Here is a 17346-nt window from a genome sequence, read left to right on the forward strand (position 1 = left end):
CGTATTCTTCATCCAACAAACATCATGAACTTTCAAAAACTACTTTTCCTTTTTTGTTGTAGCATTGCCATTACGTTTAACCAAGCAAAAGCCCAAGACGAGCGACTGAAAAACATCAAAGAAGCTTTACCGAAAATCGACCAAATTTTTAAGGATTATGCCGAGAAAAACCATTATCCAGCTTTTGTGTATGGTTTGGTGTTGGATGGAAAATTAATTCATTCAGGAAATATTGGTTATACTAATCTGGAGAAAAAAGTACTTGCAAGCAATCAATCTGATTTTAGAATTGCCAGTATGTCCAAAAGTTTTACTGCAATGGCGATTTTGAAGTTAAGAGATGAAGGAAAATTGAAACTGGATAATCCAGCTTATTTGTACATTCCTGAATTAAAAAACCAACAATTACTTAGTAAAGATGCGCCAGCGATTACTGTTCGTAATTTATTGACACATTCGGCAGGTTTTCCAGAAGATAATCCGTGGGGCGACCGACAATTAGCCATCAGCGACGAAGCCATGTTGAAGATGTTCCGAAAAGGCATTTCATTCTCTAACAACCCAAGTACTGCTTATGAATATAGCAACATGGGTTTTGCAATGTTGGGTTATATCATCAAAAAAGTATCAGGAAAAACGTATCAACAATACATCAACGAAAACATTTTGAAGCCTTTGGGCATGAACCATACTTATTGGGAATACAGCCAAGTACCAGCAGAACAATTAGCGCACGGCTATCGTTGGCTCAATGAAAATTGGGTAGAACAACCATTATTGCATGACGGAGCTTATGGCGCAATGGGCGGAATGATTACCACGATTGATGATTTTGCGAAGTACGTTGCTTTTCATCAATCGGCTTGGCCTGCGAGTAATGCACCAGAAAAAGGACCAGTGAAAAGAAGTTCTGTGCGTGAAATGCAACAGCCTTGGCAGTTCATTGGTGTGAATCCAAATTACAAATATCCGACTGGTCGCAAAACACCGATGGCAAATGCCTATGGTTATGGTTTAGGACATGCTACGGATGGAGAAGGAAGACGTTCGGTAGGTCACAGTGGAGGTTTACCCGGTTTCGGAAGTAATTGGCGTATTTTACAAGATTATGGTTTGGGCGTAATTTCATTCAGTAATCTTACTTATGCCAATGCGGGCTATTTTAATGTACAAGTTTTAGATACTTTGGTAGCACTCGCCCATTTAAAACCAAGAGCCATTCCAGTTTCTCCGATTTTGAAACAAAGAACAAATGAGTTAATTGCCATATTGCCTACTTGGAAAAATGCAGAAAGTACAGGCATTTTTGCAGAGAATTTTTTCCTAGATTACTTTGAAGAAAGTCTAAGAAAAGAAGCAACTCCAATTTTTGAAAGTGCCGGAAAGATTATCGGTTTAAAAGAAATCAAACCTGAAAATAATCTAAGGGGCGTTTTCACTTTAGAAGGCGAAAAAGCTAATATTGAAATAAGCTTTACGCTAACGCCAGAAAATCCAGCTTTAATTCAGGAGTATCATATTAAATTGGTTGGGAAATAAGAAGGACGTTTGCTGTTGTTGGTAAAAAATACTAACAACAGCACATTCCTTTATAACCCCAACCTCATCTCAATCATGTGTTTTGTAAAGCCAATTTTCTCATAAGCTTTAATGGCTGAAATATTATCGTGATATACATCTAAACGCAATTCTGTAATGTTTTGAGAGCAAACCCAATCTTTCAACCCATCCATAATTTTCTTGTTTACTCCTTTTCCACGATGAGCAGGTGCCACATACATAAAACCTAAATAAGCATAACGACCATGTTTTAAATAAGGTTTCGCACTTTCAATACGAGCATATCCCGAACCTATTACTTCCCCTTCAGATTCCGCCACCAACAATTCTATGTGCGAAGCCCTTATCATTCCTTCAATATCATAATAGTGTATTTGCTCGTCTTTTAAGGTAGAGTCAAAAGGTCTTTCGGCTTCGATAACGCCTTGTTCGAAAAGAAAAAGTGTAGCTAAATCATCAAATGTGGCTTTCCGTATCGTAATTTGGTTCATGGGTTTTGTATCTAAATATATTAATAAAATTAACTGAATACTTTTCTAAATTTCATTTGAAGATACTAAAAGACGAAGGATTAATCAGCAACATTGTAAATCCTTTAGAGATTTTCTGCAACAAAAAGCATTTGAAGTAGAAATACATAACCTTTGCTGAAACCTAATATCTGAAAACTCAATTAGCGTATTTATTGGTAAAATACAACAACAAATACGCTAATCATTTATTCAAAATTAGAATTTAAACTAAACTTCTTCCGAATCAAAAACCGTTACTTTTTCCCACAGATGTGAGTAATCTGCGATAAATTTTAAATGAATCGGATGTGTTTGATATATTTCTTCTTCTGCCAGATTATCAAAAAACAACATCCACGAAACTGAATAACTACGCTCTATCACACTACGATTGGTACTGGCAGGTAAGCCAATATGATGGAAACGAATGGTTGGTACTTTCGATAAAGCCGTTAGTCCTTCAATAAGCTTACTTCTATCGGCTTCACTTGATGGATTTTTTAACCAAAAATACACGTGATGTATAAAGGTTTTTTTCTTAGATTTTGCCTCTGATGGCAAAACAACTGCTCCTAAAGCAGAAGTAATTGCTACATTCGTCAAGAATGAACGTCGTTTTATTGTTTTCATTTATTTAACAATTTGTTATGGTTTGTAAAATACTTAAAATAATTTTTCATAAACTTTAGGCATCGCCGTTAACGGTTTTATACGAATGTCTCTATAAAACACTTCGGCAGCTTCGCTTTGTAATTGAATTTTCCCGCTGGTTAATGGTACTTCTTTTCCTTCTGGAGTGATATAGCGTGAATTTTTTAAAACCATTACTACGTGTCCATTTACTATGTGTAGGCTTTTCCCTTGATAGCAAATAAGTTCTATCGTCGTCCATTCACCAGCAGGACTTTCATAGTTTCCCGAACGCATACAATAATAGTCACTCCCTTTTTTGAAAGTAATAAATGGCTGTTTTTCATCAGCAACGCTACTGGCAACACCTTCTGATGGAAATGAACGTATATCAATGGCAGAATTAGCTTGACACCAAAAGTCACCGGTATGTCCTTCCATGATTTGAAATTCTTGAGAAAGCATCCATGAACGAAAATATTCTGCCCCTGCTTCGCCGATAGAATGATAGAGAATCCCGCTATCTCGTCCTTTGTTCACACGTGGTTCAAACTTCTTTTCGCCCCATTTTACTTGAAGTTTAAGGTGATAGTTTTCGTAAGACTTCTTTGTAAACAAACAACCGTATATCTCTCCACTTACTTTTAATACTGGACCATTGGGTTCATTCAGAACAGAAAAGACATGCGTATTATCTTTATTATAACCAATAGGCTGAATAGGAGTTCCCAATGAATCTTTCGGTATTTTTCCATTATAATCACTTTTATGACGATAGCTCAAATAATTTTCCCATTGTGTAAGATTTTTATCTAAAAGTAGCTCCCATTCGTCTGATTGATTCATGGATGGCAGTAAAATAAGGGATGAAAAAAGCGTAATCAACAGTAATATGCGTTTCATAGTTGTATGGGTTTATTGGTATAATTGATTATACTTCACAAAACTACTCCAAAGCAAAGCTGTATAAGTTGTAAAAATCCAATATATGTCGGTACTTTTATAACTATATTAAATACGATGATAATGAAAAGATATATCCTCCATACTCCTTTTAATATTTATCATTTCGAGGCTAAAAAATGGATGCACTCGGTTCATAAACATACTTACTTCGAGATTATTTTTATCTTGAGAGGAAATGGTATTCACAACATCAATGGAAATACTTTTCAATATGCTGAAGGTGATGTTTTTCTATTGGGTCCAGAAGATTATCATGATTTTGAAATTCATGATTTAACTGAATTTTGCTTTATTCGTTTCAATGAATCTTTTCATCAACAGATTGGCGAAAAAGACAGCACTTGGCAGCAAATTATGAAAACGTTATTATATACTTCTTCGCAAAGTCGTGGTTCTATCGTGAAAGATAAACAAGAAAAACAGAAGCTTCATAATCTGCTTACTGTATTAGAAGGTGAATATGAAAATCATCAATCTCAATACTTTGAAATCATTCGTGATAGCTTAATGAGAAGTATGATGATGATTCTGGCTCGTAATTTATTTGGTCAAACGCCTGTAAAACCAGTTTTGCAAGATTCGGTAGAAACGATTTTAATGTATATCAAACAACATATTTACAATCCGTCCGAACTCAGTGTGGAACATTTAGCCGAGGTTTTCAATTACGCTCCTGCTTATATTAGTATTTTTTTCAAAAAGCACACTGGCGAATCATTGAAACAATACATTACCAAACATAAAATCAAGCTTATTGAAGCCCGTTTGTTGTACAGTCAATTAACGCTGACAGAAATTGCGGATGAATTTGGTTATACCGATGAAAGTCATTTTTGTAAACAGTTTAGAAAATACACGGGAAAAACACCAACTGCTTTTAGAAAAAATACTACTATTGCGCAATAGGCAATAGGCAAAATTGCTATTGATTTTTTTGTCAACCTATTTTAGGCAAGTACAACATTTTACTTTTAGCTTAATACTTACAGCATAAAGCTTATAGCATTTTGCTGATTCCAATAAAAATTACCAATCACTTCTTATGCAACAAAATACATTTGAAATAGAAGGTCACAGAGGTTGCCGTGGACTGATGCCCGAAAATACTATCCCAGCTTTCCAAAAAGCTTTGGATTTGGGTGTTGATACTTTGGAATTAGATGTTTGTATCAGCCAAGATCACCAAGTACTTGTATCGCACGAGCCTTATATGAACTCACTTTTTGCTTCGCATCCAAATGGTTCACCTGTGCTGAAAAAAGAAGAGAAAAATCTGAATTTATATCAAATGAATTATCAGGAAATTCAGCAATTTGATACGGGTTTACGTGGAAATAAATTTTTTCCTGCACAACAAAAATTGGCAACTCATAAACCTTTGTTGAGCGAAATGTTGGCTTTCTGTGAAAATTATATTCAACAAAAAGGACTCAAAGCAGTTCATTATAATATAGAAATCAAGTCGGAAGAAAAAGAGTATGGTATTTCTCAACCTGAAAGTATTGAAGTATTTTCTGATTTGGTTTATCAGGTTTTGAAACAATTCATTCCTGCCGAAAGAGTAATTATCCAAAGTTTTGATTTTAATGTACTGCGGTTTTGGCATCAGCAAATTCAAAACAATGAGTATCCTAAATTCACTTTGTCGGCTTTAGTCGAACGTGAAGGCGTTGAACCTTCCTTGCAGAAATTAGGCTTTTTGCCAGACGTTTTTAGTCCATACTTCAAGCAATTAACAAAAGGGAAAGTGGCGATGTGCCACCAAAAAGGCATCAAAGTTATTCCGTGGACAGTCAATGAAATCGACCATATGTTAGCCATGAAAGCATTAGGCACAGACGGGCTCATCACTGATTATCCAGACAGGGCTTTAAAATTATGGAAATAGCTTTTTTGTAAAGTATTTTTGTTTTTCAATTCCAATAAACAAACCCAATGGTTACTTTTCCAAACGCAAAAATCAATATTGGTTTATACATCACCGAAAAACGTGCAGACGGCTTTCATAATCTTGAATCTTGTTTTTATCCTGTTGGCTGGTGCGATATTTTAGAAATTTTACCCGACGAAACTTTAAGCTTTAGAAGTACAGGCTTGGATATTCCTGGCAATCCAGAAAGTAATCTTTGCCTCAAAGCTTATCATCTTTTAAAACAAGATTTTGATATTCCTCCCGTAAGTATTCACCTCCACAAAGTTGTGCCAATTGGGGCAGGTATGGGTGGTGGTTCAGCTGATTGTGCTTTTACAATCAAAACTTTGAACGAGCTTTTCTTGTTACACTTATCAACGGAACAAATGGAAAACTACGCTCGTAAATTGGGAAGCGACTGTGCTTTTTTCATTCAAAATCGCCCACAATATTGTTTTGGCAAAGGCGATGAATTTGCTAATATTTCAGTCCATTTAGCAGGAAAGTACATTGTATTGGTGAATCCGAATATTCATATTTCAACCGCTGAGGCTTATTCGGGAGTGAAACCGCTGAAAAATGAAATTGATTTACAAGAAGTTTTACAGAAACCCGTAAACGAGTGGAAAAATTTGGTGAAAAATGATTTTGAGAAACATCTTTTGCCCAAATACCCCATTATCGAAAATATCAAAAATCAATTGTATGAACTCGGTGCAGCTTACGCAAGTATGACAGGCTCAGGCTCAACGGTTTTTGGGATTTTTGACGAAGAAATAGATACAAAAACGCATTTTGAAAATTATAGTATTTGGCAAGGGAAACTATAATCGGTTATCGGTTATCGGTTATCGGTTATCGGTTATCGGTTATCGGTTATCGGTTATCGGTTATCGGTTATCGAAGAGTACATTTTGGATGAAATAGTTCCCTAAATTTATTCCTTTTACTAAACCATTAACGGATAACAATTAACAGATAACTGTTAAAAAGATATGCAACGCAGAGAACCTTTTAAATTTATGCTTCAAATGTCAATCTTCGGAAGTGGATTGATGTTTTTAGGCTTATTAACAACCTATTTAGGCTTAGAAAGACCCAACGCTGGCTTTGGAAAAATACAATTACCTGCCGTTTTTTGGGTAAGTACTTTACTGATTTTAATAAGTAGCCTAACGCTTCATTTGGCAAACTTAAATTTTAAAGAAGATAAATTTCTGAGTTATAGAATTTATATGGGCTTTACGCTTTTGCTCGGTTTTTTGTTTGTAGGAATGCAATTATGGGGTTGGCAACAGCTTTTTGCATTAAATGCCGATACAACTTTACGTACATCAAGAGGTTTTATTTATATGCTTTCTGGGCTTCACATTTTACATATTGTAATAGGATTATTCTTTCTTATTAAAATTTTTATTGAAGCCATCAAAAGAGCATCATATATTGAATCATTCGTCTATTCTGTAAATCCACCCAACCAATTAAAAATCAATTTAATTGTATTTTACTGGCATTTTGTAGATTTACTTTGGGTGATATTATTTCTGTTTTTACTTTGGCAGAATTGAGAATTTTGGATTTGTGATTGCTACAATCACAAATCCAAATACAGTTTAAAGGTTAAACGTAGCACTCAAATAATAAAAACCACCTACACTTGGCCCTGCCAAAAAGTTATAATAATACTTATTCAGCAGATTTGTTCCGCCTAACTTCAAAGTCAAATTTTGTGCGGGTAAAGTATAAGTAATTTGTCCATCAATGGTAGAATAAGCTGGTACATTTCCCGTTGCTAAAGACGATTGCCACAGAAAATCTTCTTGCCATTTCCAATTCACGTTAAAGCCCAAACGTTCCGTAATTTTTCGATTATTGAGTGAAACATTCAAAACCCAACGAGGCGTATTGAAAGCTTCTTCCAAACCATCATTTGTCGTTTTATGATCTAATTGTGCATACGAAGCATTCGTTGAAAGCATAAAATCTTTGTAAACTCTGTAACGTAAACCAATACTTCCACCATAATTAAAAACCGTAGTTTTTGAGTTTGTCCACAAACGATAACGCTGATTTTTGGTGCGGTCATTTAAAGCAAAAGCGATAGAATCAGTATTTGCACTTTGTGTTAAAGCTAAATTCGTTTCTACTTGTGCCATAAAATTTTGGTATTGATTATAGTAAAAATCGACATCCACATACAAGCGTTTATCAAACCAAAGCCCTTTATAACCAATTTCAAAACTATTTACAGATTCTGGTTGAATGTAGCCATAGTCATTCTTTTTCAACAAACCTTTGTTTTTCACAACCGCTTGAGCCGTCGTTAAACCATTTTTATTCACATCATTAGTAATTGCAGTTTGAAAAGCATCAACTGAAGTTTTGAAGTATGAATTCTCAAAAATTCCTTGTGACATAATCGGCAAGCCTCCTACTCTTTTTACACCTCCGCTATTTACATTCGAAAAAGCCTCAAAAAGACTTGGGAAACGATAAGCATTTTGGTAAGAAATTCTAATATTTTGGTCGTCGGTTGGGGAATAAACAATCGCCAATCTTGGATTCCAACGTAAATCAAAATATTGATTTTTATCGGCTCTCAGCGAAGCATTCAGTTTTAGTTTATCATTCAACAATAATTTTGTCAACTGTACAAACCCGGCCACTTTATTATAAGTAAGATTTTGATTGGGTTCGGTCGGATTGATAAAATAGTTTCCGTCAGGCAATACTTCAAACATTCTATAATCAAAACCCGTCAAAATACTCAATCCATATTTTTCACGTAAAGTACTAAACAATTGCTGAGTCAAATCCGCCTGAGTTTCCACGTGATACAACCACGATTGTACTCTCAAAGCTGCTCCAACATCCCAGTTATTAATGTCTCCCAGTTTTTTAATTAAAGCATCAAATTCAGCTATATGGGGTTGTGGTCTGCCTTTGTCAGCCAGATTTCTTGCTGATTCTAAAGCATCTGTCACACTCATCCCAGCTTTTGTATTGGCATTAAATTGATTGGAAAAATCTGAAAACCAAGCATCATCTGTTTTAAAAGTACGCTCGATATTCTCTGCCATCGAACGAATATTATAAGATTGCCCCGTATTTTCATGCGTCAAATAGGCTTTTGCTTGAATCGAAGGCAATTTAAAACTAATACTGTGTTGGTCGATACGATAATCGCTCAATCTAAAACGGTTTGTACGCTGATAAAGATTATCTAAAATGCCGAAGCGATAAGTATAAGAAACTTCCCAATCTTTCTTCGGACGAACGAATAAGCTAACATCACCTTTAATATTTCTCAATGAAAAATCAGCGATTTCTTTTTCTAAATAGCCAGTTCGGGCAACGGAATAGCGTTTTCCGCCTAAAGTCAAATTTCTTCGATTCGACGACTCATTTCCGTAAGCATTGATGCCATCATAAGCAGGATTATCTGTTCCGAAAAGATTCAAAGTAGCATTTCCATTCGGATTCAAATCGGTATTATTGTCTGAAATCCAATCGTAACCCGTTAAATATTCAAAGTTAATTTTGGTAGCGAAAGTATTGTTAAATGCCTTTGCCCAACGAATATTACTTTCGCTAAATAAATGCACGGAAGCATTATTATCGTTGAAATGATTCGCCCCTGTTTTTTGTTGAAAACTCAATCCTTGATGTTCAAAAGGATTTTTAGAAAAAATATTCACCAAACCATTCAAGGCATTCATGCCATACAAAGCTGAAGCAGCACCGTGCAGGATTTCCACATGGTCAACATCCAAATCCGTTGGGGCTAAAGCCCCAGCAATCGGTGAACCAATATGTGGTGCTTGGTTATCCACACCGTCAACCAATTGCACAAAACGAACGTTAGTCGGATTGGCAAAACCACGAGTATTATATACTTTGAAACCCAAACTTGGCGTAAGTAATTGAACACCTTTGATATTTTCAATGGCATCATAAAACGATGGTGCTGCCGAATTTTGAATGGCACGATTATCCAACAAAGCAATACTAATTGGCGATTTCAAAACATTTTCGGGCATTCTTGAGGCCGTTACGACTACTTCTGATAATTGTCGAACAGTATCTTTATAAACTATTTGCTGGATTTTCTTTTGAGCTTTTAGATTGAACAACAATATGCAAACGAGTAAAGAAGTATTAGTTATTTTCAATACGTTATATTTATTAAAATATAACGATAGATAAAAGAGTATATATTTTTTCATAAGTCTAAAAAATAAGTTTCTAAGTAAAAATTAATTTGGCACAAGCAATCACTAAACCCAATGCCAACAAGTAACGAAGTGTAGGTAAATTAAACTTCTGACTTCCGAAGTAAGAGCCTAACAAACCTCCCAAAACAGTAGCACAAATAGCCCATTGTAAGTTTTCAGGAATTTGAATATTCCCTTTTACGAGCTGACCATATAAACCAGAAAGTGAATTCACAAAAATAAAAAGTGCCGAAACAGCAGCGGTTTCTTTGAGTTTTGCCCATTTCATCAACAACATTAATGGACTCAAAACGATGCCTCCACCAATGCCAATCATGCCCGAAAGTAAACCAATTACGCCACCAGAAGTCAATCCAGCCCAAAGAGGCACTTCACGATTTTCCGTTTCTTCTTGCTTGAACTGATAAAGTAAACGTGCAATCGAAATCAAAATACAGATGGCTAAAATTTTCTTGTAAATCGCATCAGAAAGCGTCATCGTTCCGCCTAAATATGCCAATGGAATACTGGCAACGGCAAATGGCCAAAAGAGTTTAATTTTAAAAAAACCTGCCCGATAAAAACCGAAAAAAGAAAAAAGAGAAACGGCAAGATTCATGATTAAAGCCGATGATTTCATCAAAGTAGGCGAAACGCCCACAATCGCCATCACCGCTAAGTAGCCACTTGCTCCGCCATGCCCCACAGATGAATATAAAAAAGCCACAATGCTTAACAGCAAGAGCATCAGTAAGAAAGTTGAATCCATAGTAAACGTTATATTTTAACAAATATAGCGAACTATCTCAAAAATCCGAAATCTGATTTCGGAAAAGAAATAATATGATTTTAATTAAGAAAAGTACTTAAAAAAGCGTTTGCTAAAGCTGACAGCTAATTCAGCTATTTTCTTGAGCAAGAAAAGCTTGAAAGCGTGTTTGAAGAGATTTATAGGCTTCAATGGCTTGAAGTCCTTCGGGAGTTACAATTGCACCACCACCACTTTTTCCACCAACTTGAGTGACTACGAAAGGCTTTGTGGCTTGTGAATTCATAGAAGTAATTAAATCCCAAGCTCTTTTGTAGGACATTTCCATCGCTTTGGCGGCTTTGGAAATTGAGCCATGTTCGATGATGAGTTCTAATAATTGAATTCGTCCTTTTCCTAAAAAACGCTCTGAACCATCATGGTTTTCTATCCAAATTGCTCCAGTGATTTTTACTTTATTTGTTGTAGGAAGAAGGTTTTTCATTTTTTTGACTTGAAGACTTTAGGATTTTTAGACACAAGAGACAAGAAGCAAGATTCAAGAGTTTTAAAAGGCGATAGGACATTAGAGTTTAAGAGTTTTAGACACAAATATTCCAAAAAATCCGAAATCTGAAATCCCATATCCAAAATCCTTAAACGCAGACTTCTTTCGCCAATAGTAAAATTTGTTCTAAAAATTCTCTTGAATTACTCAATCTTGGTACTTTATGTTGCCCGCCTAATTTGCCTCGGTTTCTCATCCAATGATAAAAAGTATCTTTGGGTACCACATTAATTTTGGGTGCAGACAACACCATATCTTTATATCTTTTGGCATCATAATCAGAGTTAATTTCTCTGAGTGTTTCATCCAAAATTGTATTAAAAATTACTTGGTCATTCGGTACTTGCGAAAATTCTATAATCCATTCATGGCAGCCTTGTTGCTTGTTGTCCATATAAACTGGTCCAGCCGTATAATCACTCAAAATAGCATTGGTTGCTTCGCAAGCACGAGTAATAGCTTTTTCAGCATTTTCAATAATGAGTTCTTCCCCAAAAGCATTGATAAAGTGTTTGGTTCTGCCAGAAATCTTGATTCTGTAAGGACTACGTGAAGTAAATTTTACAGTATCACCAATTTTATAACGCCATAAACCTGAATTGGTAGAAATCAGAATTGCATAATTCTTATTTAATTCTACTTCGGACAAAGTCAACACTTTAGGGTTTTCAGATTCAATTTCTTCCATTGGAATAAATTCGTAGAAAATACCATAATCAAGCATTAACAACATTTCATCTTTGCGATTGAAATCATCCTGAATACCAAAAAAGCCTTCCGAAGCATTATAAATTTCAAGGTAATTTACCGAACTTGATGGAAAAACTTGATGACTAAACAATTCTCTGTAAGGCTGAAATGCAACAGCACCATGAATAAAAAACTCAAAATTAGGCCATACTTCTAAAATATTCTTTTTGCCTGTAATTTCTAATACTTTATCAATCAACACTAAAGTCCAAGTCGGAACGCCCAAAATACTTGTCACATTTTCTTGAGAAGTAACCTCCGCCATTTTCTGAATTTTCTCTTCCCAAACATCCATCAGAGCTACTTCCAAAGATGGAGTACGAATGAGTTGCGCCCAAATTGGTAAATTTTTCATCACCACTGCCGAAACATCGCCTAAATAAGTACGAGAATTCAATTGACTTGACTGTAAACTCCCACCAATAGAAAGTCCTTTTCCAGAGAAAACCTCTGTATCAGGTTTGTTTTCTACCAAAAGCGTCATCATATCTTTTCCGCCCATGAAGTGACAATCTTCAAGCGATTCTTTAGAAACAGGGATGAATTTACTGCGAGCGTTGGTTGTACCAGAAGATTTTGAAAAATATTGAATGTCTGAATTCCAGAGAACATTTTGTTCGCCACGCATCATACGTTCAATGTATGGAAATAGACTTTCGTAATTTGAAACGGGTACTCTTTCTTGAAAAGTTTTAATAGAAGCAATAGATTGATATTCATATTTTTTTCCCCATTCTGTGTACTTAGCTGATTGAATCAGATTCCAGAACATTTCCTCCTGCGTTTCCATAGGTCGTTCCATAAACGACTGGATTCGAGGCAAACGTCTTTTCATCAACCAAGCGATTGTTTCATTGAGAATATCCATAAGTTAAGAATATCGGCTTTTATATTAGAGATTGTGTATTTACAAACTTAATAGAATTTATTGAATGTATCAAGTAGGTAAATTTTGGTGTCGCTGGCTTCCAAAATAGAGAAGTCAGCCTTGAACAGCCGACTTCTCATTTTATTTATTTTCTTCTTTTGAGTGCTAAATCTTGAGCTGTGTCGTAATAAGCTCTCAGGTTACTCCAGTCAAAAGTATCTGAAATACTTTCAACTCGGTTTCTTTGCGTAATTCTTTCTCGGAGTGATTGTTTCACAAATTTCAACATCATTTCAGATAATTGTTCTGCTGCTTTGTGGAAATCTTGTGTTTTACGATTCACAACCATTACGCCCCATTGTTCATAATCACGCATGATTTGCATCATATAATCTCCAAAACCTGAAAGATCTGAAGTAATCGTAGGAACACCACGAGCGATACATTCTAGCGGAGTATATCCCCAAGGCTCATAATAACTTGGGAAAACGCCCAAATTACAGCCACGTACAAATTGTCCATAATCAAGCCCGAAAAGTGGATTTGTCGAAACAATGAAATCTGGGTGATATACAATCTTTACTTTATCGTCTGGATTATTCAACAAATTAGCTTTTTTGGTATAATCCGTAATGCCGTCTTCATTTTTCAATAAATGTGTTACAACTTTCGGACGCTTATTTGTTTTCCAAGTTTGAATCGTTCTACGCAAACGCAAACGCCAATATTCATCAATAAATCCGTTCAAATCTGGCATTTGTAAATCTGTTGCCGAAGCCGAAGCGTTGAACAATTTCTCCCCGATTTGCTTTTCAATCGCATTACAAGTTTCGTGGATTTCGTCCATTACTGCTCTCGACTGTAATACTTCTGGGTCAATTGAATGATAAGGTTGTTTCGTAATAAAAAACATAACCACCGTTTTATCAATCTTAGCTTGTTTCATTTTCCAGTTCAAACGAGCCAAGGCTTCAAGCGTAATGTCATAACCTTTGTTTGAAAACTCATAACGACCAGAAGTAAAGAAATAAAGTGTTTTACCAAGATCGAAAGGTTGGCTTTGGAAGAAATGTCCCATCACAAATTCATTGATACGATCTTTGAAAAGCGTATGTAAATTTTGATGTTCGTGCATTGCCGAAAATCTAGTAATATTTAAACCATTCGGTAAAATTAAATCTGGTACTTTGCCTAATAAAAATTCGCATTCACGAGCGGTCACATCACTTACCGTCGTCATCACATGACACATATTTGCTGCCAAGCGTTCAATGGTTGCTTGTGCTTCAATACCATAATGACGAGCTTCGTCTAGCCAATTGAAAGTATGTAATTTATCATAAAAATCAGGTACATTTCCAGCTAAATAACGCCCAAGCATGGTAGCATGCGTGGTAAAAACTGTCGCTATTTTCACGCCATCTTTTTTCAAATCAGGAATACAAGTACCTGACATCCATTCATGAATATGTGCTACAATTTCAGCTTTGCTGGCTTGATCGTTCGCTAATTCGGTTAAGAAAATACGAATCATTTCACCAAATAAAATCGTTTGGTTCACAATGTCCTCCACATGTAAAGTCGGAACTTGATGTTTTTCCCAAAGACTCGCCTTAATTTGATTCAATTTAGGCGTAACCGTTGCCAAATCAAACAATACAATTCTTGGTTTTCCAGTCACTAACCAATATCCATAATGTACTCCTAAACCCATTGAACGCATTTTTTGGATAGTTTTACCCAAAATAGAATCGTCCAAATCATGAATTGGCTCAAACTCTGCCGTAGCTGTTTGCGGAAAATATGGTCCTAATAAAAAATAATTATTACCCCACTTTTCAACCATTGATGGCACTTTGGTACGAATTACAGTGTAGATTCCACCAACTTGATTACAGGTTTCCCAAGCAATCTCTATTAAAATTTTTTGCTTATTAGCGGATGATGTGAGAGGATTTTGAATTTCCATTCGTCGGTAATTAAGTTTTAGGATATTTTTTGTTAGATAAATATAAATCTAAAAAATATTCTTATTTCAAGAAAAACTAAAATAAAATCAATTTACAAATAATCGTAATTCTAGTATCTTTTCAAACCAAAAGAATAATTTATAATCTATATTTATTTATAAAAATTGCTTTCAGTTAAATAAAGCTCAGCTTTCAATTTAGTATTACAATGCTATACTGTTATTCAGGAATGAATACTCATTGAAAATTAATTGAATACAAATCTAAAAGAATGAAGACAATTTCGTGCTTAATTTTAATTAATATTTAGTGCTTTTAGGATTATAGAGTAATTAATATGGTATTTACTCTTTTTAGCGATTAATGTTCAGTTTTTTTTCACATTTTCGGGGTATCACTGAACAAAATAATACTTTATCGTGGTTCTAAAAGAGATGGATAAAAATGGCTGATATTTCTTTGAAACAAAGCAAAAAGCCTGAATTGATTCAAAAAATCAGATAATACTTCCCATATCAGGATAATATTAAAGTTAAAATATTCCAACATTTGTTTAATGGTTTTACGAACTTTGTATCCGAGTAAATCAGCAAAAACCAGAGAATAATAATTATAATTATGCTAAGAAGACCCAGAAGAAACCGCCAGTCAGCCGCAATCCGTGCGATGGTTGAAGAAACAACTTTGTCGGTAAATGATTTTATCTATCCGATGTTTGTCATGGAAGGCAATAATCTTACAAGTGAGGTAAAATCTATGCCCGGTATTTACAGATACTCTATTGATAAGATATTAGAAGAAATGTCGGTTGTACAAGATTTAGGCATTCGTTCAATCGCACTTTTTCCACTATTGGCAGAAGATAAAAAAGATAAAATTGCTTCTGAAAGTTACCGCAAAGGCAACATCTATTTAGAAGCTATTCATCAAATTAAAAGTAAGTTTCCTGAAATCGCAATCATGTCAGACGTAGCGATGGACCCTTACTCTTCTGATGGACACGATGGTTATGTTGATGAAAAAGGAAATATTTTGAATGATGAGAGTTTAGAAATTTTAGCAAAAATGACAATTGCTCAAGCAGAAGCTGGTGCTGATATCGTTGGTCCTTCTGATATGATGGACGGACGAGTAAGAGTACTTCGTGAAGCATTAGATAGCAAAGGTTTTATCAATGTGTCGATTATGGCTTATTCTGCCAAATATGCTTCTGCTTTTTATGGCCCTTTCCGTGATGCTTTGGATTCTGCTCCAAAATTTGGAGATAAGAAAACCTATCAGATGAATCCTGCCAATGTGCGTGAAGCGTTGATTGAAGCAGAACTTGATTACAGCGAAGGAGCAGATTTTTTGATGGTAAAACCTGCTTTGGCTTATTTGGATATTATCAAATCTTTGAATGATAATTTTGATATTCCGATTGCTGCTTATAATGTTTCTGGCGAATATGCGATGGTAAAAGCTGCGGCTCAAAATGGTTGGTTAGACGGCACCAAAACAATGGTAGAATGTTTAACGTCTATCAAAAGAGCTGGTGCAAAAGTAATTTTAACTTACTTCGCCAAAGAATACGCAAGCCTTACAAAGTAATGAACCTTGTAAACATGAATCATCCCGAATTTTAAAATCACAAAAAAGCGGTAAAAAACTGATTTTTTACCGCTTTTTTGTGATTGATGGGTAATGAATTCCTACTGTTTGAGCAAAGCGAGTTTAGGAATTCTTGATTTTCTTTTGCGGCCGCCGCTGCGGTTACTTTTCTTGTATCAAGGTGCTGTGTTAAGAAACAAGTTCATTTGATTAAATATTTTTATAAATTGCATTACCAAATCAGGAATTCATTTCCATGCACTTTAGGCAGGGCAATTTATTATTGACTCTGCCTTATTTTTTTGAGTCTCATTACGTTCTTTGTCATATTGGTAATTTTCATCATAAGGTATATTATTCTTGTATATGGTATAAATCAAGATAAGCATTTTTCTTTGCACAGCTACATTTCCTTTCATTTTTATGGCTGTTCTTTCGCTGATTTTTTCATAGGTACTTTTCATTTTAGTATTGAATCTGCTTGCAGTTGTAGCAGGGAAAAATAGGGCTTTTCTAATATTTTTATTTCCTTTTTTAGAGATTCTAGTTTTAGCTTCACTGTTTCCAGATTGTTTTCTTACCACATCATATCCCGCATAACTGATGAGTTGAGCTTTATTATTAAATAAGGCAAATCCATTAGTTTCTGCAATGATAACGATAGCTGAGAGCAAACCTACTCCTTTAATGGTACAAACATTAGCCACACGTTGAGCTAACTCTTGATCATTTTTAACGATACTTTGAATTTCTTGTTCAATCTCTTGAATTTGCTCTTTTATAAAGCTTAATCTGTTTTCTAATCTTTTTAAGATGCTTTTCTCAGGTTTATAGGTATATTTCCAAGCATGAGATTGATTTTTAACAGTAGTCTGTTCTGCTTGGAGCATTGTTCTTTCACGGCACAGATGTTTTAATACTCGCATTCGAGTACTTCCTGGTTGCCATAGTTTAAGTTTTCTTTCCAGTCCCATTTGAGCGATAGCCTGAGCATCAATATCATCTGTTTTTGACTTAATATTATGACTTTGCATAAAGAACTTGACATTCTTTGCTAA

The 17346-nt window shown here is 35.0% G+C and carries 15 protein-coding genes; 6 read left to right on the forward strand and 9 right to left on the reverse strand.

Going from position 1 to position 17346, the window contains the following annotated elements; genetic code table 11:
• The first annotated feature begins 24 nt into the window (after positions 1–24).
• Positions 25–1539 (forward strand): serine hydrolase domain-containing protein, encoded by a 1515-nt coding sequence (locus VB798_RS05370; RefSeq protein WP_323256736.1) that lies wholly within the window; start codon positions 25–27, stop codon positions 1537–1539.
• Positions 1540–1589: 50 nt separating this feature from the next.
• Here VB798_RS05370 and VB798_RS05375 read toward each other — a convergent pair whose 3' ends face one another.
• The 3 genes from VB798_RS05375 to VB798_RS05385 all read right to left on the reverse strand — a co-directional run bounded on the left by VB798_RS05375 (position 1590) and on the right by VB798_RS05385 (position 3605).
• Positions 1590–2051 carry a GNAT family N-acetyltransferase gene (locus VB798_RS05375; protein WP_323256738.1) on the reverse strand — a complete coding sequence of 154 codons (462 nt, stop codon included), beginning with the start codon at positions 2049–2051 and terminating at the stop codon, positions 1590–1592.
• 249 nt (positions 2052–2300) lie between these two features.
• A complete protein-coding gene (locus tag VB798_RS05380; protein ID WP_323256740.1) occupies positions 2301–2702 on the reverse strand; it encodes a Dabb family protein in 402 nt (133 codons plus the stop codon).
• A gap of 33 nt (positions 2703–2735) precedes the next feature.
• Positions 2736–3605 carry a 3-keto-disaccharide hydrolase gene (locus tag VB798_RS05385; RefSeq protein WP_323256742.1) on the reverse strand — a complete coding sequence of 290 codons (870 nt, stop codon included), beginning with the start codon at positions 3603–3605 and terminating at the stop codon, positions 2736–2738.
• A gap of 123 nt (positions 3606–3728) precedes the next feature.
• Here VB798_RS05385 and VB798_RS05390 point away from each other — a divergent pair, with 123 nt between their 5' ends.
• The 4 genes from VB798_RS05390 to VB798_RS05405 all read left to right on the forward strand — a co-directional run bounded on the left by VB798_RS05390 (position 3729) and on the right by VB798_RS05405 (position 7148).
• Positions 3729–4574: an AraC family transcriptional regulator gene (locus VB798_RS05390; RefSeq protein ID WP_323256744.1), complete on the forward strand. Its 846-nt coding sequence runs from the start codon at positions 3729–3731 to the stop codon at positions 4572–4574.
• Between the two features lie 136 nt (positions 4575–4710).
• A complete protein-coding gene (locus tag VB798_RS05395; protein WP_323256746.1) occupies positions 4711–5556 on the forward strand; it encodes a glycerophosphodiester phosphodiesterase family protein in 846 nt (281 codons plus the stop codon).
• 47 nt (positions 5557–5603) lie between these two features.
• A complete protein-coding gene (gene ispE / locus VB798_RS05400) occupies positions 5604–6410 on the forward strand; it encodes a 4-(cytidine 5'-diphospho)-2-C-methyl-D-erythritol kinase (RefSeq protein WP_323256748.1) in 807 nt (268 codons plus the stop codon).
• A 165-nt stretch (positions 6411–6575) separates the two neighbouring features.
• Entirely contained in the window at positions 6576–7148 is a 573-nt protein-coding gene (locus tag VB798_RS05405; RefSeq protein WP_323256750.1) for a cytochrome c oxidase subunit 3, read from the forward strand.
• 45 nt (positions 7149–7193) lie between these two features.
• Here VB798_RS05405 and VB798_RS05410 read toward each other — a convergent pair whose 3' ends face one another.
• From VB798_RS05410 to VB798_RS05430, 5 genes are all read right to left on the reverse strand, one after another.
• On the reverse strand, positions 7194–9806 hold the full coding sequence (locus VB798_RS05410) for a TonB-dependent receptor (RefSeq protein WP_323256752.1): 2613 nt from the start codon (positions 9804–9806) through the stop codon (positions 7194–7196).
• Between the two features lie 19 nt (positions 9807–9825).
• Positions 9826–10563 (reverse strand): sulfite exporter TauE/SafE family protein, encoded by a 738-nt coding sequence (locus tag VB798_RS05415; RefSeq protein ID WP_323256754.1) that lies wholly within the window; start codon positions 10561–10563, stop codon positions 9826–9828.
• A 130-nt stretch (positions 10564–10693) separates the two neighbouring features.
• Positions 10694–11047 (reverse strand): winged helix-turn-helix domain-containing protein, encoded by a 354-nt coding sequence (locus VB798_RS05420; protein WP_323256756.1) that lies wholly within the window; start codon positions 11045–11047, stop codon positions 10694–10696.
• Between the two features lie 151 nt (positions 11048–11198).
• Entirely contained in the window at positions 11199–12728 is a 1530-nt protein-coding gene (locus VB798_RS05425; RefSeq protein ID WP_323256758.1) for a GH3 auxin-responsive promoter family protein, read from the reverse strand.
• 145 nt (positions 12729–12873) lie between these two features.
• Positions 12874–14697, reverse strand: coding sequence for a glycosyltransferase (locus VB798_RS05430; protein WP_184135154.1), 1824 nt, complete (start codon positions 14695–14697; stop codon positions 12874–12876).
• A gap of 619 nt (positions 14698–15316) precedes the next feature.
• Here VB798_RS05430 and hemB point away from each other — a divergent pair.
• On the forward strand, positions 15317–16288 hold the full coding sequence (gene hemB, locus VB798_RS05435) for a porphobilinogen synthase (RefSeq protein WP_323256761.1): 972 nt from the start codon (positions 15317–15319) through the stop codon (positions 16286–16288).
• Positions 16289–16551: 263 nt separating this feature from the next.
• Here hemB and VB798_RS05440 read toward each other — a convergent pair.
• On the reverse strand, positions 16552–17346 hold a 795-nt coding region (locus tag VB798_RS05440), incomplete at its 5' end, for a transposase (protein ID WP_323256762.1).

The sequence above is a fragment of the Arcicella lustrica genome (genome assembly GCF_034930985.1).
Taxonomy (GTDB): domain Bacteria; phylum Bacteroidota; class Bacteroidia; order Cytophagales; family Spirosomataceae; genus Arcicella; species Arcicella lustrica.